This window comes from Novosphingobium rosa NBRC 15208, from assembly GCF_001598555.1.
Taxonomy (GTDB): domain Bacteria; phylum Pseudomonadota; class Alphaproteobacteria; order Sphingomonadales; family Sphingomonadaceae; genus Novosphingobium; species Novosphingobium rosa.
The window spans coordinates 46857-61501 of the sequence record NZ_BCZE01000025.1 but is presented as its reverse complement, the minus strand read 5'-3'; the positions used below and the strand labels follow the sequence as shown (position 1 = coordinate 61501).

12 protein-coding genes are annotated in these 14645 nt (G+C 66.0%); 8 read left to right on the top strand and 4 right to left on the bottom strand.

Going from position 1 to position 14645, the window contains the following annotated elements:
• Positions 1-2 precede the first annotated feature (2 nt).
• From SR3_RS10390 to SR3_RS10375, 4 genes are all read left to right on the top strand, one after another.
• Positions 3-1001 carry a DUF6607 family protein gene (locus tag SR3_RS10390; protein WP_068084903.1) on the top strand — a complete coding sequence of 333 codons (999 nt, stop codon included), beginning with the start codon at positions 3-5 and terminating at the stop codon, positions 999-1001.
• Positions 1002-1167: 166 nt separating this feature from the next.
• Positions 1168-2676, top strand: coding sequence for an oligosaccharide flippase family protein (locus tag SR3_RS10385; RefSeq protein ID WP_245653865.1), 1509 nt, complete (start codon positions 1168-1170; stop codon positions 2674-2676).
• A complete protein-coding gene (locus SR3_RS10380; protein WP_068084900.1) occupies positions 2673-3548 on the top strand; it encodes a beta-1,6-N-acetylglucosaminyltransferase in 876 nt (291 codons plus the stop codon). Before SR3_RS10385 ends, SR3_RS10380 begins: the two co-directional genes overlap by 4 nt.
• Before the next feature lie 29 nt (positions 3549-3577).
• Positions 3578-4888 (top strand): ArnT family glycosyltransferase, encoded by a 1311-nt coding sequence (locus SR3_RS10375; RefSeq protein ID WP_245653864.1) that lies wholly within the window; start codon positions 3578-3580, stop codon positions 4886-4888.
• A 192-nt stretch (positions 4889-5080) separates the two neighbouring features.
• On the opposite strand, the gene SR3_RS10370 is transcribed toward SR3_RS10375, so the two are convergent.
• Entirely contained in the window at positions 5081-5980 is a 900-nt protein-coding gene (locus tag SR3_RS10370) for a LysR family transcriptional regulator (RefSeq protein WP_068084896.1), read from the bottom strand.
• A gap of 70 nt (positions 5981-6050) precedes the next feature.
• On the opposite strand from SR3_RS10370, the gene SR3_RS10365 reads away from it, so the two are divergent.
• Both SR3_RS10365 and SR3_RS10360 read left to right on the top strand, forming a co-directional pair.
• Entirely contained in the window at positions 6051-6995 is a 945-nt protein-coding gene (locus tag SR3_RS10365) for a carbon-nitrogen hydrolase family protein (RefSeq protein WP_068085049.1), read from the top strand.
• 164 nt (positions 6996-7159) lie between these two features.
• Complete coding sequence (locus SR3_RS10360) at positions 7160-7726, top strand: outer membrane protein (RefSeq protein ID WP_068084894.1); 567 nt, start codon at positions 7160-7162, stop codon at positions 7724-7726.
• Positions 7727-7972: 246 nt separating this feature from the next.
• Here SR3_RS10360 and SR3_RS10355 read toward each other — a convergent pair whose 3' ends face one another.
• Entirely contained in the window at positions 7973-10159 is a 2187-nt protein-coding gene (locus SR3_RS10355; RefSeq protein WP_068084891.1) for a TonB-dependent receptor domain-containing protein, read from the bottom strand.
• A gap of 151 nt (positions 10160-10310) precedes the next feature.
• Between SR3_RS10355 and SR3_RS10350 the strand changes: the two genes are divergently transcribed.
• Both SR3_RS10350 and SR3_RS10345 read left to right on the top strand, forming a co-directional pair.
• Positions 10311-11024, top strand: a complete 714-nt coding sequence (locus SR3_RS10350; RefSeq protein WP_068084888.1) for a response regulator — start codon at positions 10311-10313, stop codon at positions 11022-11024.
• Positions 11021-12409 carry an ATP-binding protein gene (locus SR3_RS10345; RefSeq protein ID WP_068084885.1) on the top strand — a complete coding sequence of 463 codons (1389 nt, stop codon included), beginning with the start codon at positions 11021-11023 and terminating at the stop codon, positions 12407-12409. Before SR3_RS10350 ends, SR3_RS10345 begins: the two co-directional genes overlap by 4 nt.
• 58 nt (positions 12410-12467) lie before the next feature.
• Here SR3_RS10345 and SR3_RS10340 read toward each other — a convergent pair whose 3' ends face one another.
• Both SR3_RS10340 and SR3_RS10335 read right to left on the bottom strand, forming a co-directional pair.
• Positions 12468-13487: a beta-propeller fold lactonase family protein gene (locus SR3_RS10340; protein ID WP_157098772.1), complete on the bottom strand. Its 1020-nt coding sequence runs from the start codon at positions 13485-13487 to the stop codon at positions 12468-12470.
• Between the two features lie 22 nt (positions 13488-13509).
• Positions 13510-14565 carry a YncE family protein gene (locus tag SR3_RS10335; RefSeq protein WP_068084881.1) on the bottom strand — a complete coding sequence of 352 codons (1056 nt, stop codon included), beginning with the start codon at positions 14563-14565 and terminating at the stop codon, positions 13510-13512.
• Positions 14566-14645: the final 80 nt, after the last annotated feature.

The window sequence follows — 14645 nt, the reverse complement described above, 5'->3', positions numbered from 1 at the left end:
TCATGAAAACTTTGATCCGGCCCCCGTTTGCCTTAGCTCTGGCCTCCACCATGCTGCTTTGCTCCGCGCCTGTGCTGGCCGATGCCCCGATCGCCCAGCGCAGCGCCGCCGAGCAGGATGCCTCCTTCAAGGCTGACCGCGCCGACATCCTCAACATGGCGGGCGACTTCAAGGTCACCTTCGATATGCGCGAAACCACCAGCTGGCGCGCCGATTACACGCCCATTCCCGCCGCCATCAGCGGCGGCCATGAAAGCGTGCGCGTGGTGGAGGACACCGGGCGCCATATCGTGCTGCAGCACCTGCTGGTGGTCACCATGCCGAAAGACAAAGGCGGCAAAACCATGGTCATCAAGCACTGGCGGCAGGACTGGACCTATGAGCCCGAAACCGTCCTCACCTACGCCGGCAAGGGCGCGTGGAAGCTGGAGCCGGTGCCCGAAAAATTCCGCTCCGGCCGCTGGTCGCAGACGGTGTGGCAGACCGACGATTCCCCGCGCTATGGCGGCTGGGGCCAGTGGACCGACGAGGGCGGCGTGCGCCGCTGGCGCAGCAGCTGGACATGGCGACCGCTCGCCCGCCGCGACGCCACGCGCCATCCGCCCTATGACCGTTACCTTGGGATCAACCGCCACTCGCCCACGCCGACAGGCTGGATCCACTGGCAGGACAACATCAAGATGGGGCCCGATGCCAGCGGGAAAGAGGTGCCCTATGTGCAGGAATCCGTGCTGAACACCTATCAGCGCGACAGCAACTATGCCGTTTCCGCTGCCGATGCCTATTGGACTGCCACGAAGGATTACTGGTCGGCGATCCGCAAGACATGGGACGAAACCATTGCCCGCAACAAGGGCGTGACCGTGGCCGAGGTGGCCGATACCGGCTCGGCAGGGGCGGAGAGGCTGATGGATCTGGCCGAGGATATCCAGAACGGCAAGGTCAAGACCGATGAAGCCATCCGCCGGGGCAAGGCGGTGATCGCCGAAGTCGCGCACTGAGCCACAAGGCTTTGGCCAAAAGCGAGGGCAGGCAAAAATCGCCTGCCCAAGCATTTGTTTACGCCCTTGCCGCTATGGTCCTTTGCGAAGCCGCGCGGCATAAGGCGCGGCATGAAGCTGGACTGCCGCCACCGATGACCTGCCCCCAACCCCTTGGAATGCGCGCGTGAGCGAAGCCACCGATGCATCTGAAGCCGAGGGAGGCCGCGAACCCGCCGCCATGAGCGTGCGCGGCGCCGCCGTCTGGGCGATGGCGGGGCAGTATATCTCCTTCGCGATCCAGTTCTGCAGTTCCGTGGTGATCTCGCGGTTCTTCCTCTCGCCGGCCGAGGTGGGGCTGTTTTCCATCGGTCTGGCGGCGGCCTTGCTGGTGTCGATCCTGCAGGATTTCGGCCTGTCGCGCTATCTGGCGGCGCAGCCCACACTCAGCCGTGACGAGATCGCGCGGTGCAGCAGCGTGGCCTTCCTCTTTTCCTTCGTGATCGCCAGCGTGATCGCTCTGGCCGCATGGCCGATGGCGCAGGCCTATCACCAACCGGCCCTGACCAAAATTCTGCTGATCATCTCCGCCAGCTATCTCTTCCTGCCGCTGGCGGTGGTGCCGATGGCGCTGATGGCGCGCTCGATGCAGTTCCATGGCCATTTCGCGGTCAATGTCGGCGGAGCGGTGGTGCAGGCCTGCCTGGCGGTGTCTTTGGCATGGGCGGGGTCGTCCTCGCTAGCGCTGGCCTGGGCGACGGTGGGTTCCGCCGTGGCGCGCGGCCTGATCGCCCAGACCATCCGCCGCGCCCCGCCATGGCCGCTGCGGCTCGACGGGGTGAAGCCGGTGCTGGCCTTCGGCTCGCGCTCCAGCCTGCTGTATTTCACCGGAGCGCTGGGCACGCGCTCGCCCGATCTGATCGTGGGCAAGATGCTGACCATGGCGGCGGTGGGGCTTTACAGCCGCGCGGTCAGCCTCTCGGACCAGTTCCGCATGCTGATCGCCGGGGCCATCGGCAGCGTGTTCTTCCCCGCCTTCGCCCGCATCCGCGACAGGGGTGAGCCACTGGGCCCGGCCTATCTGCGCGTCTGTTCGGGCTACACCGCCATCGTCTGGCCGGGGATGGCGGGGCTGGCGCTGGCCGCCCAGCCTCTGGTCCATCTGCTTTATGGCCCGGCGTGGAGCGGCGTTGCGCCTCTGCTGCAATGGATTGCGCTGAGCGAACTGCTGTTCATCGCCCTGCCGCTCAACACCGATCTGCCGATCCTAATGGGGCGGATGGACAAGTTGATGGTCTTTTGCGTGATCGACACGGTGATGTCGCTGGCCCTGCTGGCGGGCGGCGCGCATTGGGGCGTGCAGGGGGCGGCGATTTCGCGCATGGCCTATGCGGCGGGTTATGTGCTGCTTTACGCGCGCTTCATGCATGAGATCACCCAGTTCGACCTGCGCGCCCTGCTGAGCATCTATGCCCGCAGCTTTGCCGCCATGCTGGCCGCTCTGGCGCCCTTGGCCGCGACCTATCTCTTCTGGCAGAGCCCCGACCGGATCGCTTTCCCCGTGCTGCTGGGCGCGGTCGCCGTGGGCGTGGCGCTTTGGCTGATGACGCTGGTGTTGGTCCGCCATCCGGTGGTGGGCGAGCTGTCGGGTATGGCGCAGAAGGTGCCGGTGTTGCGCCGCGTGGTGCGAGCGTGATCCAGATTTACGCCATCATGGCGCATCATCTGCCCGATCAACTCGCTCTGCTGATCGACCGCCTGCTGCCCCCCGACACGCAGGATCGCGTGGTGCTGCATCTCGATGCCGGTTGCGATCTGTGGCGGCATCAGCGCGCCCGTTTCGCCGCGCATCCCAGCGGGCGGCTGACTTTGGTGAGTGACCCGGCCCGCGTGATCTGGGGCCATCACAGCCAGATCGCCGCCCAGCAGCGCCTGCTGCGCGAGGGCCTGAAGCAGCCCTTCGATTACCTCCATCTGATCAGCGGGGCTGACTGGCCGGTGCGCGCGCCGCAGCAGATCGCTCAGGATATTGGCGCCTTCGGCCCTCGCCGCCCGATCTTCGCCGAACTCTGGGGCGAGACCCAGACCGAACGCATGGACGATTGGTGGTTCGAGCGCCGTAAGCTGCGCGTGCCGCACATGCCGCGCCTTAACGAAAACATCGAGCGCGCCCAGATCCGCGCCAGCTGGGCCTTCTCGCGCTGGTTTCGCAAGGCGGGGCTGAAGCGCTCGGCCTATGCGGGGCAGGCATGGATGAAGGGCAGTTCATGGTTCTCCATGCCGCAGGACGTGGCGCAGGTGCTGCTGGCCGATTACGACCGCCTGCTGCGCAGCGGACGCCTCGCCTGCACGCAATGCGCTGACGAGCATGTCGCGCCCTCGCTGTTCGCCCGCTCTTTCGCGGATCGCCTCGAGGCGGACCACCGCTACATCGACTGGAGCGCGCAGGGCTGGCATCCCAAGCTGCTGCGCGCCGGAGACGCCGATGCGATCCGCCAGAGCGGGGCATGGTTCGCGCGCAAATGCGACGCGACGGTGGATGATTTCTTTCTGCGCCTGCCGTCATGACCGGCAGCCAGAACAACAGGGGGCAGGCGTTGGGGCGTTTCATCGCATGGTTGGGCAGCGCGCGGGGGGCGCTGGTGCTGCTGTGGCTGATCTGGCTGATCTGGCTGGCGCCGCGCGCGCTGCTGCTGCTGGCCCATGTCACGCCCTCGTCCGACGCCGCATGGTATGTCGATCGCGCCACCGAGATGGCCCATGGCCTCGGCTACCGTGAACACGGCGCCCCCACCGCCTATTGGCCCCCGGGCTGGCCGCTGACGCTGACCTTGCTGTTCCGCGGCTTCGGCGTCTCCACGCTGGTGGTGAGCCTGTTCAACCTGCTGTGCGGCGCGGTCTCGGCGCTGGTGATGCAGGATCTGGCGCGGCGCATCGCGCGAAGCGCGTTGGCTGGAAACAAGCCGCGCAGCGTGCTGGCCGGGCGCGTGGCCCTGCTGCTGATCGCGCTCTATCCCAACAGCATCTTCTACACGCCTTTGGCCATGACCGAATGCTTCTACACCGCCCTGCTGCTCGGCGGCTGCTGGCTGCTGGTGTGCCGCACCGGCTGGGCGGGGCTGGTGCTCTCCGGGCTGGTCTTCGGTCTCGCCATGCTGGTCAAGGCGCAGACTTTGGTGGTGGTGCCGCTGATCTTCGCGATCCGCCTGTGGCGAGAGCCCCAGGCCCTGCGCCGCCTGCCGCTGCTGCTGGCCCAGGGAGCGCTGGTGGTGGCCGTGGCGCTGCTGACGGTCTCACCCTGGACTTTGCGCAACCAGCGCGAGATGGGCGCTTTCGTGCTGATCTCCACCAATGGCGGCATCACCCTGCTGACGGGCAACAATGACTCCGCCAATGGCGATTTCACCCCCGACGATCCGCTGGTGCATCAGCTCGACGCTCGCAAGGATCTCAACGAGATGCAGTTCGATGCCGAGGCCAAGCGGCTGGGCGTGGACTGGATCAGGAGCCACCCTCTGGGCTTTGCCAAGCTGATCCCGTTGAAACTGATGCGCCTCTGGGCCCCCGATGGCGAGGCGCAGTGGCATTACGAGCGCGGCTGGGCGCCGTGGAGCCGTTTCGCCAAGGCCGGTCTGGCGCTGCGTCTGGCCAATCAGGCGATCTATGCGTTGATGCTGCTGGGCATGGCCGGTTTCGCCGTGGTCGAGCTGCGCCGCCGTCGCCGCGAGGGGTTGCGCCTGATCGACTGGTGGCTGCTGCCCTATGGCATCGCGGCTTACGTCAGCGCGATTGCGGTGGTGTTCTCGGGCCAGTCGCGCTTCCATTTTCCGGTGATGCCTTTTGCGGCGATGACCTGCGGGTGGCTGGTGGCGGTGTGTGCGGATCGGGTTTTGAAGCAAAAGGGATAAAGCAGGGGGCCATTGCCCCCTGCACCCCCGTTACGTCTTCCGGCGAGAGGGTGCGCAAGGCTGAAATTTAGCGCCACGCCTCACCGCCGGAGGCAATTCATCCCTGCGGGGCGGAGAGGTTGGGCCGGCATTTCGGACTCCCCGTCCTTTCGCCGGAAGACGTTCTGGGAGCGCGAGGGGGTATCTTCTCCCTCAAACCTTGAACGCCCCGGCAATCACCCCACGGATCCACTCATGCCCCGCCTCCCGCTTCCACAGCAGCGAGACGCCGTAATCGCCCATCTCCACCGGCACGGGGCCATGGGCCAAACCATGCTCATCGGCCAGAGTCCGCGCCGCATGGGTGGGGATGGTCGAAATCGCGCGTGTGCCGCGCAGAAAGCCGGGCAGGGCGGAGAAATGCGTCAGCGCCGTCACCGCGCGGCGCTGCTGGCCGATACGACGCAGGGCCTGATCCACCGCGCCCTGATGCGTGCTGAAGGAGACCAGCACATGGGGCAGGGCCAGAAAGGTCTCCAGCGTCAGCGGGCCCTCGACTATCTGCCGATCGTAGAGGCAGGCATAGGCCGAGCGCCCCAGATCCTGCGCGGCCAGCCATGAACGCGCCGGGGGATCGGCCACCACCGCCAGATCGATTTCTCCGGCGGTGAAGGCCTGCTCGACAAGGGCGCGGTTGGTCTGGCGGAAGGCGATGGTGACGCCGGGGGCTTCGGCCATCACGCGGCGCATGATGGCCGGGCCCATCGCCAGCTCGAAATCGTCGGACATGCCGATGGTGAAGCGGGCGCGGCTGGTGGCGGGGTCGAAGGCGGGTTGCGGGCGCAGGGCCTGCGCGATCAGGCCGACGCCTTGCTCCAGATCGCTGGCCATGGCGATGGCGCGGGGGGTGGGCTCCATGCCGCCGCCCCTTCGGACAAACAGCGGGTCCTGCGTGATCGCGCGCAGGCGGCCCAGCGATCCGCTCAGCGCCGATTGGCTGAGCGACAGCCGCCGCGCCGCGCGTGAGACGCTGCCCTCCTGAAAGATGGCGAGGAACACCACCGCCAGCGATAAATCCAGTCGGGTAATATCGTTCAGAGCAATAGTGGGCATCGTGAAATGCGGTTTGCCCGATGATGATCTGGCGATCAAGCTGCCACCTTATCCCTTGCAGGAGAGACCCATGCCCCAGTTCCATATCGCCGCCATTCAGGCTGGATCGATCCTTTTCGACACGCCCGCCACGCTGGATCGCATGGAGTCGCTTTGCCAGCGCGCCGCGGGGCAGGGGCTGGATCTGGTGGTGTTTCCGGAAGCCTTTGTCGGCGGCTATCCCAAGGGGCTGGATTTCGGGGCGCGGCTGGGCTCGCGCACGGCGGAGGGGCGTGAGGATTATCTGCGCTACTGGCGTTCGGCCATCGCGGTGCCGGGCGCCGAGACCGCGCGCATCGGCGCTATGGCTGCGGCGCTGGGCGCATGCCTGGTGACCGGGGTGATCGAGCGGGTTGGCGCGACGCTGTACTGCGCCTCGCTCACCTTCGATCCCGCCGGGCAGCTTGTGAACCATCACCGCAAGCTGATGCCCACCGCCACCGAAAGGCTGGTCTGGGCGCAGGGCGACGGCTCGGGTCTGGGCGTGGTGCAGACGCCGATGGGCGTGCTGGGTGGCGCGATCTGCTGGGAGAATTACATGCCCGCGCTGCGTCAGGCGATGTATGCCAAGGGCGTGGAGATCTGGTGCGCCCCCACCGTGGATGAGCGCGAGATCTGGCAATCCTCGCTGCGCCATATCGCCTATGAGGGGCGGATGTTCGTGGTGGGCGCCTGCCAGTATCTGACGCCCGCGGATCTGCCCGAAAGCTATGCCGCCGCCGTGTCCGATCAGCCGTTGATCCGGGGCGGCAGCGTGATCATCGGCCCGATGGGCGATGTGCTGGCCGGGCCGGTCTATGGCGAGGAGGCGATCGTCTCGGCGGTGATCGACACCGACGATATCGTGCGGGCGCGCTACGATCTGGACGTTTCAGGCCATTATGCGCGGCCCGATCTGTTCACATTGATGGTGGATGAAAGTCCGCGCCAGACAGTACGTTGCCAGAACACGACAGAAAGTGTCGAGCCCGCTTGAGGGGCGCGCGGGGCACGGGCATGGTGCGCCGCATCATCTGGGGCATGGTGATGTGGTCCAAATGTAACAGTTATGTTACATTTTCGTTGTGATGCCAGAGGCGCTGTTGCGTGGTGAGGGGCGTCTGCCTAACCGGCGCCTCCCCCCTTTCTGGAGATTTACCTATGCGTCATTCCCTGATCCCCGCCGCGCTGGCTGGCGCTGTGCTGGGCGCCTCGCTGCTGGCTGCCGCGCCCGCGCAGGCTGAAACCGGCCCCCGCGCCGAAGCGCTGGTCGGCTGGGACCGCGTCTCGCTCGACGAGGGTGACAATGGCCTGGGCACCTACCACAAGAGCGGCCTCTCCTATGGCGGCGCCATCGGTTACGACTATCAGATCGCTCCGCTGGTGAGCATCGGCGCCGACGCCGAGCTGACCGGTTCGACCGCCCGCTATCGCGGCGGCAACTCGAGCCTGACCGCCGGCCGTGACTTCTACTTCGGTGGCCGCGCCACTGTCTCGGTGTCGCCGCTGACGCATGTTTACGCCAAGGTGGGCTATGCCAATGGCCGCATCAACTACAACGTGCCGGGTTACAGCGTGAGCACCAACGGCGACGGCGTGCGCTTCGGCGTGGGCGTGCAGCAGACCATTGCGCCGCGCATCTATGTTCTGGCTGAGTATCGCTACACCAGCTATCAGGACAACTTCTCGCGCAATCAGCTGATGACGGGCGTGGGCGTCCACTTCTGATGTGTTTCCGTGTGGAGGGTGGGCTTGCCTGCCCTCCGCCGGTTCTGGATGGCGACAGGGCCGCTGGAGCCGGGCGCGATCCATATGATGGGCAAGCGTGCCGCGCTGGAATGGCTTGACCCCATCAGCGTCCATGTCCACCACGCAGCCCCGGGGCCAGGGCAGCAGGTGGCGCTTCACCAGAATACAGACCGGCGCCAGCGCCTGCTCTTGGCTGCGAATGCCCATGGCAGGCTACGTCATTGCCTATTTTTCATAGTCGAATTTCTCTGCGGCTTTCTTTTTCGCGCCTGCCAATGACCATGACAGCCCGATGGATGCCACCAGTCCGCTCTGCCGGCGCAAGGTGACCTCCTGAAGGGTTGGCGTATCGACGATCAGGCCATCATGCCGGCTGGAGAACACGTCAGACAGCGTTGCGGTGAGCGACAGATTCTTGCGCAACTGGTGGCGATATCCCAGATCCATGGTGACATAGCCTCTGCGATAGCCTTGCGGGGTCAGCCGCTTGCCCATGGTCGCCAGATTGACCTGCAGCGTGTCGCCGGGGGTCAGGTGCCAGTTGAGCGCTCCCTTCGCCTCATAGCCCACCGTTGAGCGCGTGCCGGAAAAGCCCAGATTGGCCGCATCGATCCGGTTGTAGAAGATGTTGCCGCTCAGCGTATAGTCCAGCCCCTTGAGCAGCTTGCCCGCGCTCGTCAATTCCAGCCCGCCCGACAGGCTCTTGCCCAGATTTTGCTCGGTGATCAGCACCACCGTCGGGCTGACCGGCGTGCTGGTGATGGTGAAGGCATTGCGCGCACTGCGCAGATACAGCGTGGCGCTGCGCGAGGTGGCGCCCTTGTCATAGCTCCACCCCGCCTCGAAGGACCGGATTTCCTGAGGGCGCAGGTTGGGATTGCCCTGGCGCAGCGTGTAGGGATCCTGCTGCACCAGATAGGGGTTGAGATCCTCCGGATCGGGGCGGATGACACGCTGGCCGTAACTCAGGCTCAGGCTCTGATGCGGTGACAGTTTGTCGGTCACATGCAGGTTGGGATAGGCGCGGAAAAAGTCGTAGCCGCCATTCTGCCCGCTGGTGATCTGATGGGTTTCGATGATGCTCTGTTCCAGGCGCAGGCCCGCCAGCACCGTCCATGCGCCGATGGGGCGTTCATAGGAACCGTAGAAGGCATGGATCGTCTGGCCATAGCGGAAGATGTTGGTGAAATTGGTGTCGGGCAGCAGGGCCGCGCCCGCGCTGGCGGGCAGGGTCTGGCCGTTGTCGAACAGCGTGTCGTCCCGCTGCAGATTGTAGCCCGCGATCAGCTTGGCCTTGCCCGGCAGGCTGCCCACATAGTCCGCGCTGATCTCGCGCGTGACCTGATTGCGATAGAGGTTCTGGTTCTGGAAGCTGGGGTCGGCGGCTGGCTGAAGCGTGCTGTTGGTGATCGCGAAGCGCTGGCGCTCCCATGTCTGCGCGCGCTGGGCGATCAGCGTGATGCCATTGCCGTTCGCCTCGGTGTCATGGTGATAGCGCAGCATCGCCGAATTGGAGATTTCCTGCTCGCGCCCGGGCCGATCCCGCCCGGTTCGGGTCGTCGTGCCATTCTGGCTGGCCAGCGCGGTTTCGGCAAAGGTCGAATGATCGGATCTGGCGTTGTACGTCCCCTCCGCACTGACCCGGTCGGCGGGGCCAAGATCGAGATCGGCGCCCAGCGTGGCGATCTTGGCAAGCCGGCTGTCGCTGGAGGCGCCCGCGATGTGGCTGGTGGATGCGATGGCGCCACTGGCGGCATCGGTCACCGTGCGGTCGTCGCTGAAGCGGCGCACGCGTAGATCGCGGCGCAGGGTCAATCCGCCATGCAGGCCCAGCTTGCCGAGCTGCACGCTGCCATTGCCGCTGATGTTGAAGCGGCCGCTGCTGCCCACGCTCGACTGCAGGCTGGCGCTGTGGCTGCCGCTGCGGCGCTTGGTGATGATGTTGATGACGCCTGCCGATCCGTCGGGCTTGAAGTTGGCCGGCGGGTTGGTCAGCACCTCGACCCGGGCGATGCCGTTCGCGCCCAGCGCCTCGAGCGCCGCAGCCCGGTTGCCGTTGTTGAACTGCGGCGAGGGGCGGCCATCGACGAGGATCTGCACATTGCTGTCGCCGCGCAGGCTCAGATTGCCATCGACATCGACCGAGACCGACGGAATGTTGCGCAGCACATCGGCGGCCGAGCCGGTCGTCGCCTGAAGATCGCGGGCGAGGGAATAGGATTTGCGATCGATTCTGGTTTCGACAGTCGGCTGCTGCGCGCTCACCACGATGTCGTGCGCCGCGCTGCCGGTTGGCGCGGCGGCCATGGTCTGCGCCATCGCCGGGGCGCAAAGCGTGAAGCTGCCTGTGCCGATCAGCAGGCCCAGCGTGGTCGGGAAAAGGCGTGAAGAGCGGGGGAAAAGCGTTGTCATGCCGGGCTGCTAGCGCAGGATGAGGCTGAAAGCGTTGTCGCAACATGTCGGGCGGGAGGAACCTTGTGTCCTAATGTGTCGAGCTGTCGGCTGACACATTGGGACATCAAAAACTCTTCCGGAGGCCCGCGCAAACGGGCACAGGAGGCGCGTGGATACCCAGGCACATCTCCTTGTCGTCGATGACGATCCCGAACTGCGCACGCTGCTGGCCGCTGAATTGCGCAAGGCCGGTTTCACCGTGTCTGCGGCGGCGGATGGACCGGCGATGCGCCGCGAACTCGAGCGCGCCAGCTTCGATCTCATCATTCTCGACCTCAACCTGCCGGGGGAAAGCGGGCTGACGCTGTGCCGCGACCTGCGCGCGACCAGCCAGCTGCCGATCGTCATGCTGACCGCGCGGGGCGAGCCGATCGACCGGGTGCTGGGGCTGGAAATGGGCGCCGACGACTATCTGGCCAAACCCTTCGAGCCGCGCGAACTGCTGGCCCGCATCCGCAATGTGCTGCGGCGTTCGCGCGCCATGCCGGTCAATCTGGAGCCGCTGGCGGCAAGCCGCGCCACCTTCGCCGGATGGACGCTGGATTTCGAGCATCGCCAGCTGAGCGACACCGCCGGGCGCGTGACGATGCTGTCAGGCATGGAGTTCCGCCTGCTGCGCCTGCTGATCGATTATGCCAACCGCGTGCTTTCGCGTGAGCAATTGCTCAACCTCGGCGCGGTGCCGCAGGGGGACGCCAATGACCGGGCGATCGATTTGCAGATCAGCCGCCTGCGCGCGCGTTTCGGTGCGCAGGGTTCCGAACTCATCCGCACCGTGCGCTATGAAGGCTATGTGCTGGCCGCTGCTGTCACCCTGTCATGAAGCGGCCCGCCCTGTTTGACAGCATGACCAGCCGGATCTTCCTGATCCTGCTGGTCGGCATTGCGGTGGCGGGCACGATGGGAGCGGCGCTTTCGGACACCAGGCGGATGGCCGAGGTGCGCCATCTTCAGGCGATCCGGGCCATCGAGCGCACCGGTCGGCTGCTGACCGAGCTGGACAATACCGCCGTCGCGCGGCGGGCCCATGAAATGCGCGAGGCCCGCAAGTTCGCGCGGCTTGCCGGAGCGCAGGACGGCCCCGCGCAGGCGGATGACGAGTTGACCGCCTTGCTGGCGGGGCAGCTTCCTCCCGGCGTTCAGGCCACGGTGGGCAGCATCCCGCTGGCCCGCTGCGACATCGCTCAGGACGGCGATCAGGATGAGGAGCATCACAAGAAAAGCCGCCCTGTCGATCCGGTCGTGGCGCGGCAATGGAAGGAGGCGGTCACGGCCACCGATTGCTGGCGGATCGAGACGCGCTTTTCGGACGGCAGCCGCTGGAGCGTGGTGACCGGGCCGCCATCGCTGCTGCGCGCCTCCTATGGACCCGACCCGGCCTTTCTCGCGGTGATCGCGGTGGCCGCGGCGCTGCTGGCCTTTGTGGTGGCGCGCACCGCCGGGGCGCCGATCCGCCGCCTGACCCGCGCGGCCACCGATGTGCGGCCGGGGCTGGGCGTGCCGGTGCTGGTCGAGAGCGGGCCAGGCGATGTGCGTGGCGCGATCCGCGCCTTCAACGACATGCAGCAGCGCCTTTCCCGTCATGCCGTCGAACAGACCTATATGATCGCGGCGATCACCCATGATCTGCAAACGCCGATGACCCGCCTGCGCCTCAAGCTGGAGCAGATGGAGGATGCGGCTTTGCAGAAGCGCCTGCTCAGCGATTGGACGGCGATGCGCGCGGTGGTCGAGGAAGGGCTGGAGCTGGCGCGCAGCACCGGGCGCGATGAGAATGCGGTGCTGCTCGACATCGATTCCCTGATCCACAGCATTGTCGAGGATGAGCAGGAGGCCGGGCATGTCGCCAGCTTCGCGGTGGCTGCGGGATGCGACTGGCGCTGCCAACCGCAGATGCTGCGGCGCTGCATCCAGAATCTGGTCGATAATGCGGTGCTTTACGGCGGGGGCGCCCATCTTTCGACATATCGCGATGCTGGCGGATTGGAGATCCTGGTGCGCGATTTCGGTCCGGGCATTCCCGAGGGTCAGCTGGAGGCCGTGTTCGAGCCGATGGTCCGTCTCGAGGAATCCCGGTCGCGCAGCACCGGGGGGACCGGGCTGGGGCTGACCATCGCGCGCAATCTGGCGCAGAGGATCGGTGCGGATCTGACACTGGCCAATGCTGCGGACGGCGGCCTGGTGTGCAAGGTGCGTTTCAAGGCCTGATGCGGGCCTGATTGGGGAAAAGAAGCCCGGAACGCCAGGCGTTCCGGGCCATATCGCTTTACTTCCTGGCGACAGTGAAGATGTCGAGCGCGGCATTGGCTTCGCTCGACTTGGTGTGCGCCACATAGAACCGGGCCAGAGCCGGAACGAAGGTCGAGGTCTTGCCGCCCTTGGTGTCGAGGCGCTGGATTTCCTTCAGCCCGTCGCTGCCATCCCGGTCATAGATGCTCAGGCCACCGGCGCCTGTGACATAGATGCGGTTGCTCTGCGGATCGAAGGTCATGTCGTCGGCGGTGTCGACGCAGGGCTGGCTGGACAGCACCGCGCCCGTGTCGGCGTTGAGCACCATGATCAGCCCCGGCTTGCGGCCGACCACGAAGAGGCGGCGCGTTTTGGGATCATAGGTCATGGGCGTGTTCTGCTGCAGGCCCGGCAGATCCCAATGGGCGATCAGCTGGCGCGTCTTCAGGTCGAGCACGCCGATCTGCTTCTTGTCGCGCAGGTTGATGAACATGCGGTTCGTCTTGCGGTCGATCGCCATGGATTCGATGTTGTTGGCATCCACCGGGATCTGCGCCACGCTGTTGCGCCCATCGACCGAAATGACGCTGAGCGTGGAATCCGCCGCCTTTTCCGCGCGGCCGCCATTGCCGACATAGAGCAGCCGGGCAGCGGCATCGTAATAGGCCGCGTCGGGGCCGGGGCGCGTCGGGATATGGCCCACGATCCTGAAGCTGGCGACGTCCAGGATCTTCACCTCCGCCGCGCCGCCATCGGCGATGAACAGCACGCCCTTGTCGGGCACGAGATAGATCGAATGCGGGTTTTCGAACCCGCCGACCGAGGCGAGATGTTCACCCGTGCGCAGATTGAAAACCTCGACGCTTTTGTGGCCCTCGGCGGTGACATAGAGGCGGTTGGTCTTGAGGTCCGTGGCGAAGTGGTCGAAATCGCCGCCGGTGATGTCGGGCAGGGGAATGCTGCGGTAGAACGTCATCACTGCGGTTTGCGCGGCGGCAGGGGCGGCGGCCATGGCGGCCAAAGGAAGAGCCAGCGCGAGCATCAGGGTTTTCTTCATCATCATATCCATTTTCGAGCGTTCAGCGGGCCTGTGCGGGATCGTAGATCATCATCCGCAAGGTGTTGGGGTGGAAGGCATAGTCGGGCGATTTGGGGTTGGCCGGATTGGCGCTGGCCTCGGTCACATCGCCGGTCGGCAGGAACAGGCGGCCGCTGCGGGGCGAGAAGGTCATCGTGCGCGCGCCGATGGCTGTGGGCATTTCAGTGACGGTGAAGCGATCGGCGCTCTCGACATGAACGACCGACAGGCTGCCCGTGCCATTGGGGCTGAACACCAGATTGCGCGCCGCATCGATCTGCACCGTGTCGGTGCCCGGCGCGATGGGCAGTTGCGCCACCGTATGCAGGTCCGCCGGGTCCAGCACCAGCATCTGCCCGCCGCCGCAGCTCAGGAACAGGCGCTTGACGCCGGGGTGATAGGCCACGCCATGGGGGCGCTCGCAGGCCGGGATCGCGGTGCGCTGCGTGATGCGGTTGGTGGCGGTGTCGATCTTCACGATCTCGCCGGTGCTCTTGAGGTTGACGAAGAGATGGCCGCTGTCGTCGGTGCCGCCCATTTCCGGCTGGCCGCCCAGCCTGATCGTGGCGATGTTGTCCTTGCCGGCAAGGTCGAGCACCGAAACATCGTGCGATCCCCCGTTCATGCTGAACAGATGGCCGCTGACGGCATCGAAGGCGAGCGTGTCCGTGCCGCCGTCGGCGGGGATTTCGCGCAGAACCTTGAGCGTGGCCAGATCGAATTCGCTGACCGTGCCGCGCGCGCCATTGGACACGTAACCGCGACCGGTCGCGGTTCGGATCACCAGCCCATGCGCGTCGCCGATGCCCGCGATGCGCCCGACCAGCTTGCCGCTGGTGGCATTCATGACATCGACATGGTCGCCATAGGCGAAGAAGAGGCGATCGGAGGCCGGTTCGAAGGCCAGCCCCTGCCACAGGGCGCCGCCCGGGATCGGGGTGGTCTGCGCCAGCCTGTAGGGCCAGTGGCCGGCGTCATCGGCGCGGACGGCGGTGGAGGCAAGCCCGCAGGCAAGCGCCATGCCCGCCAGCAACATGCTGCGAGAGAAGATCGTCATGGGTCAGGCGTATCCGTGATGAAAAGGGGGAGGACCGGGCAGACGCAGGGGGCTGGGCATCTGCCCGGTCGGAACAGCGC

What these genes read in the sequence shown, in the direction of transcription:
- SR3_RS10390 (WP_068084903.1), top strand. Translation starts at nt 3, where the DNA reads ATGAAAACTTTGATCCGGCCCCCGTTTGCCTTAGCTCTGGCCTCCACC.
- SR3_RS10370 (WP_068084896.1), bottom strand. Translation starts at nt 5,980, where the DNA reads ATGCCCACTATTGCTCTGAACGATATTACCCGACTGGATTTATCGCTG.
- SR3_RS10365 (WP_068085049.1), top strand. Translation starts at nt 6,051, where the DNA reads ATGCCCCAGTTCCATATCGCCGCCATTCAGGCTGGATCGATCCTTTTC.
- SR3_RS10360 (WP_068084894.1), top strand. Translation starts at nt 7,160, where the DNA reads ATGCGTCATTCCCTGATCCCCGCCGCGCTGGCTGGCGCTGTGCTGGGC.
- SR3_RS10355 (WP_068084891.1), bottom strand. Translation starts at nt 10,159, where the DNA reads ATGACAACGCTTTTCCCCCGCTCTTCACGCCTTTTCCCGACCACGCTG.
- SR3_RS10345 (WP_068084885.1), top strand. Translation starts at nt 11,021, where the DNA reads ATGAAGCGGCCCGCCCTGTTTGACAGCATGACCAGCCGGATCTTCCTG.
- SR3_RS10340 (WP_157098772.1), bottom strand. Translation starts at nt 13,487, where the DNA reads ATGAAGAAAACCCTGATGCTCGCGCTGGCTCTTCCTTTGGCCGCCATG.
- SR3_RS10335 (WP_068084881.1), bottom strand. Translation starts at nt 14,565, where the DNA reads ATGACGATCTTCTCTCGCAGCATGTTGCTGGCGGGCATGGCGCTTGCC.